The organism is Marinobacter sp., from assembly GCF_965229985.1.
Classification (GTDB): Bacteria; Pseudomonadota; Gammaproteobacteria; order Pseudomonadales; family Oleiphilaceae; genus Marinobacter.
In genome coordinates, this window is the sequence record NZ_OZ245935.1 from 3,515,697 (window position 1) to 3,529,413 (window position 13,717).

General features: G+C 58.4%; 13 protein-coding genes. 8 read left to right on the top strand and 5 right to left on the bottom strand.

Annotation, left to right across the window (positions count from 1 at the left end; all coding sequences use genetic code 11):
• Window positions 1-3 precede the first annotated feature (3 nt).
• Window positions 4-741: an oxygen-insensitive NADPH nitroreductase gene (nfsA, locus tag ACO06L_RS16000; protein WP_202346492.1), complete on the bottom strand. Its 738-nt coding sequence runs from the start codon at window positions 739-741 to the stop codon at window positions 4-6.
• Between the two features lie 140 nt (window positions 742-881).
• On the opposite strand from nfsA, the gene ACO06L_RS16005 reads away from it, so the two are divergent.
• On the top strand, window positions 882-2,072 hold the full coding sequence (locus ACO06L_RS16005; protein ID WP_202346493.1) for a GGDEF domain-containing protein: 1,191 nt from the start codon (window positions 882-884) through the stop codon (window positions 2,070-2,072).
• On the opposite strand, the gene ACO06L_RS16010 is transcribed toward ACO06L_RS16005, so the two are convergent.
• Window positions 2,052-2,846 (bottom strand): enoyl-CoA hydratase/isomerase family protein, encoded by a 795-nt coding sequence (locus ACO06L_RS16010; RefSeq protein ID WP_202346576.1) that lies wholly within the window; start codon window positions 2,844-2,846, stop codon window positions 2,052-2,054. The genes ACO06L_RS16005 and ACO06L_RS16010 overlap by 21 nt on opposite strands.
• Window positions 2,847-3,097: 251 nt before the next feature.
• Between ACO06L_RS16010 and ACO06L_RS16015 the strand changes: the two genes are divergently transcribed.
• The 6 genes from ACO06L_RS16015 to ACO06L_RS16040 all read left to right on the top strand — a co-directional run bounded on the left by ACO06L_RS16015 (window position 3,098) and on the right by ACO06L_RS16040 (window position 9,733).
• Window positions 3,098-3,913: an ABC transporter ATP-binding protein gene (locus tag ACO06L_RS16015; protein ID WP_064229121.1), complete on the top strand. Its 816-nt coding sequence runs from the start codon at window positions 3,098-3,100 to the stop codon at window positions 3,911-3,913.
• Window positions 3,913-4,791: a branched-chain amino acid ABC transporter permease gene (locus ACO06L_RS16020; RefSeq protein WP_064229120.1), complete on the top strand. Its 879-nt coding sequence runs from the start codon at window positions 3,913-3,915 to the stop codon at window positions 4,789-4,791. The genes ACO06L_RS16015 and ACO06L_RS16020 overlap by 1 nt, the downstream gene beginning before the upstream one ends.
• Before the next feature lies 1 nt (window position 4,792).
• Window positions 4,793-5,836: a branched-chain amino acid ABC transporter permease gene (locus ACO06L_RS16025; protein ID WP_202346494.1), complete on the top strand. Its 1,044-nt coding sequence runs from the start codon at window positions 4,793-4,795 to the stop codon at window positions 5,834-5,836.
• Between the two features lie 71 nt (window positions 5,837-5,907).
• Window positions 5,908-7,116: an ABC transporter substrate-binding protein gene (locus ACO06L_RS16030; protein WP_202346495.1), complete on the top strand. Its 1,209-nt coding sequence runs from the start codon at window positions 5,908-5,910 to the stop codon at window positions 7,114-7,116.
• A gap of 8 nt (window positions 7,117-7,124) precedes the next feature.
• Window positions 7,125-7,934, top strand: coding sequence for an ABC transporter ATP-binding protein (locus ACO06L_RS16035; protein ID WP_202346496.1), 810 nt, complete (start codon window positions 7,125-7,127; stop codon window positions 7,932-7,934).
• On the top strand, window positions 7,931-9,733 hold the full coding sequence (locus tag ACO06L_RS16040; protein ID WP_202346497.1) for an AMP-dependent synthetase/ligase: 1,803 nt from the start codon (window positions 7,931-7,933) through the stop codon (window positions 9,731-9,733). The genes ACO06L_RS16035 and ACO06L_RS16040 overlap by 4 nt, the downstream gene beginning before the upstream one ends.
• 12 nt (window positions 9,734-9,745) lie before the next feature.
• On the opposite strand, the gene ACO06L_RS16045 is transcribed toward ACO06L_RS16040, so the two are convergent.
• From ACO06L_RS16045 to ACO06L_RS16055, 3 genes are all read right to left on the bottom strand, one after another.
• Window positions 9,746-10,066, bottom strand: a complete 321-nt coding sequence (locus tag ACO06L_RS16045; RefSeq protein WP_064229115.1) for a hypothetical protein — start codon at window positions 10,064-10,066, stop codon at window positions 9,746-9,748.
• 92 nt (window positions 10,067-10,158) lie between these two features.
• Window positions 10,159-11,109, bottom strand: coding sequence for a hypothetical protein (locus tag ACO06L_RS16050; RefSeq protein WP_202346498.1), 951 nt, complete (start codon window positions 11,107-11,109; stop codon window positions 10,159-10,161).
• A 144-nt stretch (window positions 11,110-11,253) separates the two neighbouring features.
• Entirely contained in the window at window positions 11,254-12,141 is an 888-nt protein-coding gene (locus ACO06L_RS16055; protein ID WP_202346499.1) for a LysR family transcriptional regulator, read from the bottom strand.
• Window positions 12,142-12,267: 126 nt separating this feature from the next.
• On the opposite strand from ACO06L_RS16055, the gene ACO06L_RS16060 reads away from it, so the two are divergent.
• Entirely contained in the window at window positions 12,268-13,710 is a 1,443-nt protein-coding gene (locus ACO06L_RS16060) for an aldehyde dehydrogenase family protein (RefSeq protein ID WP_202346500.1), read from the top strand.
• Window positions 13,711-13,717 lie beyond the last annotated feature (7 nt).

Sequence of the window (13,717 nt, forward strand, 5' to 3'; positions counted from 1 at the left end):
CGGTTATTTCATCTCGAAGCCGCATTTGCGCAGGAAGTCGCGCATGTGCGGTCGCAGTTTTGAGGTGAACAGCGGCTTGAGCTGCTCCGACCAGGTAGTGTCCTTGTTGCCACCGGTGCGTTCCCGATAGTACTCCTTCATGGTGCGATCGAACCCGGCGACCAGCTCCTCGTCCCGGGCATCGGAATAGTAATCTTCCCTGAGAATCGCCTCCACCGGCAGACGTGGCTTCACCTCCGGGTTCTGGTCCGGGTAGCCCAGGCACATACCGAATACCGGATAGACATGTTCGGGAAGCCTGAGAATTTCGCTAATGTCCGCGGGGTTGTTGCGTATGCCCCCGATATAGCAGAGCCCGAGCCCCTCGGACTCTGCTGCGATGGCCACGTTCTGGGCCATCAGGCTGGTGTCGATGGTGGCAACCAGCAGTTGTTCGGTCATCCCGCGCACCACGTCGGCCCCGGCACGACCCGCCGCGTCGGTGGAGCGCCGCATGTCGGCACAGAACACCAGAAAGTCGGAGCAGTCAGCAATGTAGCTCTGGCCACCGGCCAGTTCGGCGATTCTACGGCGGTTGTCCGGGTCAATCACGTGAATGATCGAGTAGGCCTGCACATGATTCGAGGTGGCGGCGCACTGGCCGGCGCGAATCAGCTCCCTGAGCATTTCGTGCGGAATTTTTTTACCGGTGAATTTACGAATAGAGCGGTGGGATTTAAGAAGTTCTATGGTTGGATTCATGGGGTCTCGCAGTGAGTGCATGGATGTCGCGCCAATCTGTGACAATTATCATACCAAACGCTACATAGCAGGTGCGCCGGCGCAGAAGTTAAGCTGATACGCTGAAAAACCCATTATAAAGCCTGGAATGCCGTGCGTTTATGGACCTGAACATGCACCTGCCAACGCTGCTGGTCACGTCGGTCATGATTAACCTCCTGATCGGAGGGATGCTGTGGGCGATCTACCACCTGCGCCACCGAGAAGGCTGTTTTCTGCTTTGGGCACTCGCCTGTCTGACTTTCGTAATCGGTACCGCGCTCGCGGTGGCCAATGAGCTGGCCGACGCCCCAGGGATTTTCGTTTTTATCGCCCATCTCGTTCTTGGTGGTTCCCCGTTGTTGGTCCTTGCAGGAATACAGGCACTGATGGGTTTGCCAATCGTGGGCACCAGAAGGTCGTCCCGTATAATCTATGGTGCCTCTCTACTTTATCTTTTCGGCCTGGCTGTCGGTACTGGATGGGATCCGCTTGTTGCCAGATTCCTGACTGCGCTTTTCTCGGCATTGGTCTTCAGTCTTGCGATCTACCGGCTGGGCTCGATTGAGCGCAGGCCCAGACTGCCTCTTCGCATTCTGCAAACGCTGTTCGGCGTTCACGGTACGCTGATGATGGCCCAGGTGCTGGTGATCGCAGTGTCCGTTAGCGGAAGCACGCAGCTGGACCTTCAGGGGCTGCTGAAACTGATTCTGGTTAACCACCTGTTGCTGGTGAGCGCTACGGCCATGGCGCTTCCGTTGCTGGCGTTTACCCGTGCCGAACAGGCTCTGGTCGCGCTGGCGGAGCGGGACGGGCTTACCCAGCTGTTCAATCGTCGGGCGTTTTACCGGGAGGGCAACCTGGCGTTTGAAAAAGCCCGGGAAGAGGGAAAACTGATTACTGTCCTCATGATAGACCTGGACCACTTCAAGCAGATCAACGACCGCTGGGGGCACGCTACTGGCGACGAGGTGCTGCGAATCGTGGCGAATCTGATGAAAGCCGAACTCCGGGATGACGACATCATTGGACGTGTGGGCGGGGAGGAGTTTGCTGCCGTGCTGCGCAACAACAGCCGTGAGGCGATTGAGGCCGTAACCGAGCGTCTGTTGCAACGAATTTCTGAGGCTGGCCGAGAAGTCGATGGTATTCCGGTCCACCTGTCTGCAAGCATCGGGGGTGCCTCTCTTACACAGGAGCATGGCAACTTCCAGGACATCATGGTTTCAGCGGACAAAGCCCTTTACCGGGCAAAACGCAACGGCCGCAACCGCGCTGTATTTGTGCCAGCGTCAGCGGCCGCGAAACCCTGACGGCCGTTTGGCCAGAAACGCCGACACGCCTTCGGCGAAGTCTTCGGTCCGGGTCATTTCCAGGAACGCCGCGCGCTCTGCCTCTAGATGGTCGGCCAACCGATCGCCGTTGGCCCGATCAATCAGTTGGCGAAAGGCACCATAGGCACGGGTTGGTCCCTGGGCGATTTTTTCGATCATGCGAGTGAGCCGGTTTTCGAATTCGCTTGCCGGGGCAACATCGTTGACCATGCCCCAGTCTTTCGCTTCCGCGGCACTCAGGGTGCGCCCCAGCAACATCAGTTCCGCGGCCCGGCCAGCGCCGAGTTTATGAGCCAGGGCCCAGCTGCCACCACAATCCGGAACCGCGCCAATACCGTTGTAGGCCACCAGAAATTTTGCGTCTTCCTCGGCGATCACCAGATCTGCCATCAGGGTGAGGCTCAGCCCTGCGCCGGCGGCAACGCCCCTGACCGCGGCTATCACCGGGGCATCCATGCTGCGAAGGAGCAGGATGGCAGGATTAACGGCGTCCAGGATCGCGCTGATGGCTGCCCCTGCCTGCTCCGACGTTCCAGCCATGCTGGACACGTCACCGCCGGCCATGAACGCTCGCCCCGCGCCCGTAAGAACGATACAGCGAACACCGGAAAGCTTGTTGATTTCCTGAACCGCCTCGAGAAAGGCTTCGGCCAGGGGCACATTGATGGCGTTCAGGGCCTCCGGGCGATTGAAGGTTAATCTGGCCACCCCGGTTTCGGTATCAAATGCGGTTGTTACCAGCGCGTCTGTCATAGTCAATTGCCCTCCCGATACCGCAAGTCTGAAGGTCCGAAACCTGCGTACTGATCATTGTTGTCTGTCGGGTAACAGGATAGAGCGGTTTGCCTAATGTTGCCTGAATGGACTACTTTAAATCTGGATCGGGGTTAACCCCCGGCGATAAGAAACAACAAAAAATACAATCATCTTCGGGCGTGAGATGGGTATCGGCAGGGCGTGTTCGCGTGCCTGTTTACCCGGCGCCAGGGGTGCCGGGAGGTAGTGTGAGCATCCTTGAAATCAGCAACCTGTCTCTGTCGTTTGGTGGTGTGAAGGCGCTGCAGGACGTGAGTTTTCGGGTGCCTGAGAACACCGTAACGACCATTATCGGCCCGAATGGTGCTGGTAAAACTTCGCTATTCAATTGCATCTCCGGCTTCTACAAACCTCAGCAAGGCACCATCCGCTATCAGGGGCAGCCGCTGCCGGGCAGTATCAAACCGCCGAAACGAGCCGCATTGGGCCTGGCCCGAACCTTCCAGAATATTGCCCTGTTCCGGGGTATGACCGTACTCGACAACATCAAGCTGGGCGCCCATGTGCATATGAAAAGCGGCCTGCTCAGCGCGCTCGCCTATTTCGGCCCGGCCCGGCGTGAGGAAATGGACGTCCGCAAGGAGGTGGAAGAGCGGATCATCGATTTTCTGGAGATAGACCACATTCGCCGCCAACCGGTGGCGAGCCTTTCCTATGGCCTTCAGAAACGGGTTGAACTGGCCCGGGCGCTGGCAATGCAACCCAAAGTGCTGATGCTGGATGAGCCGGTCGCGGGTATGAACCGGGAAGAGAAGGAGGACATGGCCCGGTTCATCCTCGATATCCGGGAAGAGTGGGGCATTACCGTACTGATGGTGGAACACGATATGGGCATGGTAATGGATATTTCCGACCACATTGCCGTGCTGAATTTTGGTCAGGTGATCACCGAGGGCCTGCCGGCGGATGTTCAGAATAATCCCGAGGTTATCAAGGCGTACCTCGGCAACAGCGACATCGATAGCCTGCGCAAGAAGCTCAATGCCGAAGGGGAGGCCGCCTGATGGATTGGTTGTTCTTCGGCGAAATCAGCCTGGCCGGGCTGGCCATGGGTGGCCTGTATGCGCTGATCGCCCTGGGCTTTGTCATCATCTATAAAGCGACGAGGGTCATCAATTTTGCCATCGGCGAGATCATGATGTTCGCGGCCTACCTGTTCCTGGCGTTTGCCGGTGGCATGGAACTGTCCCCCTGGATTGCCCTGCCCATGGCCGTCATCGGCGGCAGTATTCTTGGGGGCGTCATCGAAAAGACTATGATCCGGCCCATGCTGGGTGAATCGCCGATTTCCGTGGTGATGGTGACCATCGGTATTGCCAGCATCCTGGTGGGCCTGGTGGAGTTCATCTGGACGGCGGATCCGCAGCTGCTGCCCAATTTCTTGCCCCGGGAGCCCGTGTTTATCGGTGAGCTTTATCTGGCACCCAAAATTGCCTACGGTTTTCTCATTGGTTCCGCCCTGCTGATCATCTACCTGTTGTACTTCCGGTTCTCCCGAGGCGGCGTGGCCCTGAGAGCCACTGCCTCGGACCAGGCTGCGGCCTATTCCATGGGCATCAATGTGCGCCGGGTATTCAATATGGCGTGGGTGTTCGGTTCTCTTGCCGCATCACTGGCCGGTGTGCTGGTGGCGGCCACCGGTGGGCTGAGCCCGCAATTCGGGATCATCGGCCTGAGTGTGCTGGTGGTGGTGATTGTTGGAGGCTTGGACAGCATTCTCGGCGCCCTGGTGGCCGGCGTGTTCATTGGCTGGCTGGAGACCGTGGCGGGTGCCTACCTCGGCGGCGAGTACCGGATGCCGGCAACTTTCCTGGTGCTGGCAATTATCCTGGTGATTCGCCCCTACGGCCTGTTCGGCACCCACGAAATAGAGCGAGTGTAAGATGCGCATCGGTGACGCAAAACAGAGTTACGAGGCCGATGAGGCAATCTGGACCAGCCAGACCCAGAAACTGTGGCTGGGATTCTTCCTGCTGATCTTGCTGGTATTCCCTTTTGTGGTGGACTCCTACCTGCTGTACCTGGGGTGCCTGGTGGGCATCGCGGTGATCAGTACCACCGGCCTGAACATCCTGACCGGTTTTACCGGATTGATCTCCCTTGGGCAGGCCGGGTTTATGGGGGTGGGTGCCTACACCGTGGCCTGGCTGTCGATTAATACCGCACTGCCATTCCCGGTGACTCTGATACTGGCCGGCCTCATGGCCGCCGCCGTCGGGATTCTTGTGGGGCTGCCGTCGCTGCGTGTGAAGGGGTTGTACCTGGCCATCGCCACTCTGGCGGCGAGCGTGTTCCTGCACTTCATCTTTGCCGAGTGGGAATCGGTCACCGGGGGGATGGGCGGCCTGAGCCTTGAGCCGGCGCACCTGTTCGGGCTCACCTTTCAGAGCGATTTCATGATGTATTTCATCATTGTGCCTTTGGCGGTGCTGATGGTGATGGGTGCCAGAAACGTGTTCAGGACAAGAATCGGCCGGGCCTTTATCGCTATTCGCGACCGGGATATCTCCGCGGAGATCCTGGGCATTAACCTGCTGCGTTACAAGCTGATGTCTTTTGCGCTGAGCTCTTTTTACGCAGGGGTTGCCGGCGGTCTGTTTGCCTATTTCTATCGGGTAGTCACGCCGGAGAGCTTCCCGCTTTCCATGTCCATTTTCTATCTGGCGGCCGTGATTGTCGGTGGCATGGGTAATCTGCTGGGTGGCATTCTCGGAGCCGCCTTCATGACCCTGGTACCGGAAGCCTTGAAGCTGCTGACCGCCGCGCTGACGCCTTTCTATCCCAACGCACCGGTGTTCATGTCGCCAATGCTGGAAATCATCTTTGGTGCCCTGATCGTGGGCTTTCTGATCTTTGAACCCCATGGCCTGGCGGAGATCTGGCACCGTATCCGCCGTTTCTTCCGCCTGTGGCCATTCAGGAATTAACCGTGTTTCAACGGGCCTGGTACCCAGAGCCCATGCACCACCAACAACAAGAAGCAGCAAGGAGAAGAAACATGTTCAGAAACATCCTCGAAAAAGGTCGCCGGCTTGCCGGGCTGGGTAGCCTGGTCGCTGCGCTGACAGTTGCCGCCCCGGCGATGGCACAGGATAAAGAGCCCATCGTGTTCGGCGGCTCCATTCCGCTCTCCGGCGTTTTTGCTTTCGCCGGTATTCACATCCACGCCGGGCTGACCGACTACACGAGCTGGATCAACAGCCAGGGTGGTATCAATGGCCACCCGGTGGAATATGTGATGGAAGACACCGCCTATGAAGTAGACCGCTCGGTCGCGGCCTTCAAAAAGATTTCGGGCAGCAGTTCTCCGGCCACCTATTACGGTGACAGCACCGGTTTCATGAAGGCCATTGCCTCGGAGCTCAACAGCCAGGGCGATACCTTGATGAGCGGGGCTTCTTTCGCAACCGCCCTGACCGATAACGAGCAATACCCCTATCAGTTCATCCCCGGCCCCAACTACAGCCAGATGTTCGGGATCATCCTCGAGTACATCGCCTCTCAGGGTGAAGGCGGGGACATGCCGAACGTGGCCTTTGTCTACAGCGACACCGAGTTCGGCAAGGACCCGATCGAGAACGGCAAAGCCCGCGCCGCCGAACTGGGCATTGAAGTGGTGGAAGAGATCGTCACCAAGCCCGGCAGTGTGGACGTCTCGGCCGAGGTCCTGAAGCTGCGTCGGGTGCGCCCGGATTACGTGGTGTTCCACGGCTACGTGCTGTCACCGATCAACGAGTTCATGGTGCAGATGCGTCAGATGGGTCTGGATACCCAGTTCATGGGCACCTTCTGGTCCTCCGACAAGCTGATCATCGACAAGATGGGAGCGGATGCCGACGGTTACATGGGCGTGATGCCCTACAACTACTACGACAGCGAGGAAGGCGGCCCGATGTTGGACGCCCTTCGTGCCCAGGCCGAGAAGAGCGACCCGGAAGCGGGCTACCGCCCAACCGGCTACATGCAGGCCTGGTTTAATGCCATGGTGTGGACAGAAGTGGTCAAACGCACCCTGGATGCCGGTAAGGAACTGACGGGAGATAACATGGCTGAAGCCCTGGCCTCCATTGAGGACTGGGACACCGGCGGTATCATCGGCATTCCGGTTACCGTGCGGGACATGTCCTTCCCGGTGGGTCGAATCTGGCGGGTGAACGCTGACGAAGGCCGCTATGAGCCGGTGTCGGACTGGATTCACCTCGACTGAGGGGCTGTATGGAAGCCTTACTGGAAATCGATAATATCGAGGTGGTCTACAACAAGTCGGTGCAGGTCCTGCGGGGCCTGTCACTGCGGGTCCCAAAGGGCGCCATCGTGGCGCTCCTCGGCTCCAACGGTGCCGGCAAATCCACCACTCTTAAAAGCGTTTCTGGACTGCTGACCCTGGAAGACGGCGAGGTGACCGCCGGCGAGGTTCGTTTCCGGGGCCAGAATGTGAAGGGCACACCCCCTGAAAAACTGGTGCGCAACGGGCTCTTCCACGTGATGGAAGGGCGGCGGGTGTTTGAAGACCTCACCGTTGAGGAAAACTTGATTGCCGCCACCTATGCCCTCAGTGGCAGCAAGCCCTCCCTGAGTGACAGCTATGAGCTGGTCTATAACTACTTTCCCCGCCTGAAGGAGCGCCGCAAACAGCTCGCCGGCTACCTGTCCGGCGGCGAGCAGCAGATGTTGGCCCTTGGCCGGGCGCTGATCGCCCAGCCCGACCTGATCATGCTGGATGAACCGTCCCTGGGCCTGGCGCCGCTGTTGGTGGAGGAAATCTTTACCATCGTGGCGAGAATCAATCGGGAACAGGGCACGGCCATTCTTCTGGTGGAACAGAACGCGGCGGTTTCGCTGGCCATTGCCTCCTACGGTTACATCATGGAGAACGGCAAGATCGTGATCGACGGCCCGGCGGACAAGCTTACGGCCAATGAGGATGTTCAGGAATTCTATCTGGGTGTGGGCGGCAAGGAAGGCGAAACCCGCAGCTATCGCGACATCAAGCACTACAAACGCCGTAAACGGTGGCTGTCATGACAACACCTTCCATACCTGATCTGACCCTCACTCAAATGTTGCGTGCCCACGCCCGGGAGCGGCCGGACGCACTGGCCCTGCGCCAGAAAGATTTCGGCATCTGGCAGGCCTATTCCTGGCAGGATTACTACCGGCGGGCCCGGCATTTCGGGCTGGGTCTGCGGGCCATGGGGCTCGAACCGGGCGGCCATGTGGCCATCATCTCGGAAAACCGGGTGGAGTGGGTCATCGGCCAGATGGGGATCGGCCTGGTGCAGGCTATCTGTGTCGGCGTCTATCCCACCAGCCCCTGGAACGAGGTGGCCTACGTGCTGGAGCACAGCGATGCGGAATTTGTGATCTGCGAAGACCAGGAACAGACCGACAAGGTTCTGGAGGCCTGGCCAGATCTGCCCAAACTGAAGCATTGCATCGCTATCGATATGAAGGGCTTGCGGTACTACCCGGAGCCGCCGTCCGCTTTCGAGGATATCGAGGCCCGGGGACGGGAATTCGAAACGCAGCATCGTGGCCTGGTGGATGAGCTGCTGGATGGCCAGCAGATGGATGACACCGCCCTGATGATCTATACCTCCGGCTCCACCGGTCGACCGAAAGGCGCCATGATCAGTTGGCAGAACCTGCATGCGGCGGCGCCGGGACTGATTGAGCTGTTGCAGGCCGATGAACACGGATCCAGCCTCTCATACCTGCCCCTGTGCCATGTGGCAGAACAGGCCTTTACCAATATTGCGCCGGTTTATGTGGGCAGTACGGTCAGCTTTGGTGAGAGCCTACGGACCATTCAGGAAGATTTGCGGGAAATTGCGCCGACCTTTTTCCTGGGGGTGCCAAGGATCTGGGAGAAGCTGCATTCTTCCATTTACATCAAGATCCAGGAGACCGGGCGGTTCCGGCAAGCTCTGTTTAACTGGGCCATCCGTGTCTGTTCACCCATGGCCATGAAACCCAGGCCGCAGTGGAGTCTGAAAGAGCGCTGCCTGTACAGCCTGAGCTATTGGCTGGTGCTCCGCGCGCTGCAGAACTTTATCGGCCTGCGCCGATGCACCATAGCGCTTACCGGGGCGGCCCCCATATCCACGGGCATCCTCGAATTCTTCCGCACCATTGGTATTCCCCTGGTGGAAGTCTATGGCCAGACGGAAAGCACCGGTGTTGCCACGGCCCAGCCGCTTGATGACGTGCATCTGGGAACGGTGGGGGAAGCTGTCTCCGGTGTCGAGGTAAAGCTTGGGGAGCACAACGAGATCATCATGCGCGGTGGCAGCATGTTCAAAGGCTACTACAAGAACGACGAGGCCACCGCCTCAACCTTAAAAGACGGCTGGTTGCATACCGGCGACGTGGGCGAGTGGCGGGACGGCCAGCTCAAGATTGTCGACCGCCTGAAAGACATCATGATCACGGCCGGCGGCAAGAACCTGTCGCCCACGGAAATCGAAAACACCATCAAGGCCAGTCCCTATATCAAGGAGTGCATTGTTATAGGGGAGGCCAGAAAGTACGTGTCCGCGCTGATCCAGATTGATTTCGACACGGTGGCCAAATGGGCTGAGCAGGAGCGGATTGCCTACACCACCTTCCGGAGCCTGACCGAGCAAGAGCGGGTGAACGAACTGATCCAGAACGAGGTGAACCGGGGTAATGAACAGTTACCGCAGGTGGCGCAGATCAAGCGCTTCCACCTGCTTACCAAAGAACTGGATCACGACGATGATGAAGTGACGGCCACCATGAAGGTGCGCCGGAGCAACATCTACGAGAAATACACCGACGTGATCGAATCGCTTTACGCCTGAGAGTGAGGCTGCCTAGAAACGGGCGCCTTCTTCCACCCGGATGCGTTCCATGTACTGGGTCAGTGCGGCATTGAGTACCGCCAGAACCAGGAACAACAGGATGCCCTTGGGCACCAGGGCGTGGATTTCCGGGTTGGGCGCGGTGCTGGCGGTTACCAGGATCAGGCCCAGGATATTGCGGGCCAGACGCATGGTGAGCATGGCGCAGAGATACCCGGACTGGAATGCCGACTCTGCACCTTTGAGCAAACGACCAAAGGCCGGCATGAGGTGCACAGTGTTGAGCAACAGGACAGAAAAGATAATTAATTGAAGAGCACTGAAAATGGTCATGACCAGAGACTACCAAACGACACAGCTGGTTAAAAAAACGGCCGAAATTATCCCTGATTGGACAGATTTAATCCAGTTCAGGGCGAGGTTGTTTAATAACTGCTGTTCAGAAGGTCGTGGTAGTCACTTCGAAATCGCTGGAAACTCAAATAGTTATTCCTGTGGTCCACCAGACCTGCTGAATTGAACGCTTCCACAAAGGCCCGGGACTCTCCCGTGCTGACCTCGCCATGGAAACCGCCGTCCCAGTCCAGCACCTGCATCATTTCCAGCAACACTGTCATGGCCAGGGCGCCGTTGGCCTTTTCCAGGTAGCGGTAGGCCAGACCGTAATGCCCGAAGCGATACGGTGTGTTTGCAGCGTCCATCGGAGTCACATCCCGGAGAGGGTCGTAGTCATAGTGCTGGTAGACCGGGGCAATGGGTTCGCCCGCAACAACAACGGACTGCCCTTCGGCAAACCAGTAGGGAAGCAGGCTGTAACTGGCATCATATCGGGAAAGGTTTTCCTGGACGAAGTGGGCCAGCTCGTGGGCCATAATCTGGCCGGTCTCATAGGGCCACTGGCCGTAATACGGGTTGAACGCCACGGCGGCCAATGAGGCCGATACAAACTCACGGTGAGACACGTTGGGGCTGAGGCAGCCGACCACCTGTCGGGGGTAGGGGGCAGCAGCGCTTCGGTCCTCGACAAAATCGGACCAGCGTAACTGGAACCGGCTCAGCACGCCGTCGATCCGCCGTTCAAGCTCCGAGGCGGCAGCCCGGAACGAGGTCTCGCTGTAGGCTGGAGATCCATAGACCCGAACCCGACCGCTGTGGGTTTCGAAATACAGAGGTTCGTTCCGGCAGGCTTCAGCGTCGCTGGCTAATGCCCAGGAGTTCGTGGGGTAGTGCCGGCCCGTATCCCGTGCGTCGTAGAACAGGCCGGAAACGAAGCCACCGGAATCCGGGTAATGATGATCGTCTGAAGTAGTGACTTTGCAGCCGGTCAGCGCCATCACGAGAACGCTGAGTATTAGCACGGCTTTGCTGGTTGCCATAAACCACTCCTGAATTGGATCCTGTTGTTCGGAATCATCGCAGGGTTTTCCGGATGGCTCCGTCAACAGGGTGTAAAAATCAGGTAAAGCGAGCCAGGAGAAACTCCTGTTCGCAGTGACAAAGGGCTGAACTGCACTCTGGCCTCAGGAAATCGCCATGCCAGCCAATTCGGCATGAATCATTTTTTCCAGAGCCTGGGCGGAGGGCGACAGAGAGCGAGAGGCCTGCTTGATGATGCCAATCTGGCGGACCAGTTTCGGGTCACTCAGGGGAACAAAGCACAGCTTTTCGTTGGCCACAGGGAAGGCGAGGCGAGGGAGTGTGGTGATGCCGCTGCCGGCTTCCAGCATGGCGAGCAGGGAAATCATGTTGGAGATAAAGAAGTCGTTGTTGTCGACCAGACTGGCGGCGGCCGTGTGCTTCAGAAGCCGGGAGGTGCCGTTGGCAATAAAACGCTCTTCCGTCAGTTCCTGCCATTGCAGGCTGCTGCGACTGGCCAGAGGATGGTCCTTGCGCATGACAACGCCGACGTTGTCTTCGAACAGCGGGTTGAATGCCAGGCTTTCGTCCGGAACCCACATGCTGCTGATTCCCAGATCCACCTCACCATTGGCTACCAGTCGACAGACGAATTCTGCGTTTTCATCATGAAGATTGATGTTGATGTCGGGGTACTGGGCGACGAAAGCTGCGAGAAATTCAGGCATCAGCCGGCTGGCAACCGAGGGCACCGTGGCTAGCGTCACCCGCCCCTGGTGCCCCTTGGCCATCTGTTGAAGTTCGCTTGCCAGCCTGTCGTGCTGGTTGATCAGCTCCCGGAATCTTGGCAGGCAATACTCGCCGAACGGAGTGAGCTGCCCTTTATGAGTTTTCTCGAACAGCGCCTGCCCCAGCTTTTCTTCCAGATCACGAATGGCCATAGATAGCGCCGGCTGGCTCCGGTGGAGTTTCAGTGCTGCGCCGTGAAAGCTGCCCTCTTCCCGTACCGCCAATACGTAACGTAAAGGCTGAATCTTGAGTTCAATCGACATGCCGTACCTGCTTAAATTTGCGCGCCCCACTAAACTATAAGAAAAACTTACTAAAAACACGATATTTTTGATTATCCTTATTTACCTGGAGCGTCTAGGCTTGGGGGATCATATAAGGAGGAACCCATGCCAAATTCACACGCACTCTACATCGGCGGAGAGTGGGTTGCGGGCGCCCATGCTGCCCAGCCGAACCAGAACCCCTCAGACCTGAGCGACACAATCGGCCACTATGACCAGGCCAGTGCCGAGCAGGTGAAGCAAGCGATCAGTGCCGCACAGGCTGGGCAGAAAATCTGGGCAGAAACCGGTCTTGAAGCCCGCTACAGCGTGTTAATGGCGATTGGCAATGAGCTGATTGCCCGCAAAGATGAGCTTGGCGAGCTTTTGTCGCGAGAAGAGGGCAAGCCCCTGGCAGAGGGCAAGGGGGAGGTCTATCGCTCCGGACAGTTCTTCCAGTACTACGCTGCGGAAGTGCTCCGGCAGATCGACGATCGGGTCGCTTCGGTGCGCCCCGGCGTTGAGATAGAGACCCGTCGGGAACCGCTGGGTGTGGTTGGCGTGATCAGCCCCTGGAACTTCCCCATGGCCACCGCGGTCTGGAAGGTCGCACCTGCCCTGGCGTTTGGCAATGCCGTGGTCTTCAAGCCCGCCAATCTGGTCCCGGCCAGTGCCTGGGCTCTGACTGAAATTATCAGCCGCCAGAATCTGCCAGCCGGCACCTTCAATCTGGTGACCGGTAGTGGTCGCGAAGCCGGCGAAGCCTTGATCACCAGCCCCCATGTGCAGGCAATTACCTTCACCGGATCCCTTGAGGTCGGTCAACGGGTGGCGTCAGCCACTGCGGCCAACCTGGTGAAATGTCAGTTGGAGATGGGGTCGAAGAACGCCCTGATCGTTCTCGACGATGCCGATCTGGATCTGGCGGTGGAGGCGGCCTTTGCCGGCGCCTACTCGGGCTCCGGACAGAAGTGTACAGCATCCTCGCGGTTGATCGTTGTGGACTCGGTGCACGACCAGTTCGTGCAGAAGCTGACGGCGAAGCTGGCCGGCGCAAAAGTTGGCCCGGCTCTGTCCGACGGCACCGCTATCGGCCCGATAGCCAGCAAGAGCCAGCTGGAAGCCAATCAACGCTGGGTCAGCCTGGCGCTGGAAGAAGGCGCGACCATGGCCTTCGGCGGCGACCACGTCAACGTGGATGCAGACGGTTATTACATGCAGCCGGTGCTGTTCACCAACACCACCAATGACATGAGCATCAACCGCGATGAAGTGTTCGGTCCCGTTGCCTGTGTCATTCGGGTTCCGGATTACGACGCGGCATTGGCGACTCTGAACGATACCAATTACGGCCTCACCGCCGGCCTGATTACCCGCTCCCTGCAACGTGCCTCTGACTTCAAGGCCCGGGCCGAGACCGGTTGTGTAATGGTCAACCTGGCGACTGCTGGCACCGATTATCACGTGCCGTTCGGTGGCAGAAAGGACTCCAGCTTCGGGCCCCGCGAACAGGGCCAGTATGCGCGGGAGTTCTATACGGTGATCAAAACCTGTTACACCAAGGCCTGAGGTCTGC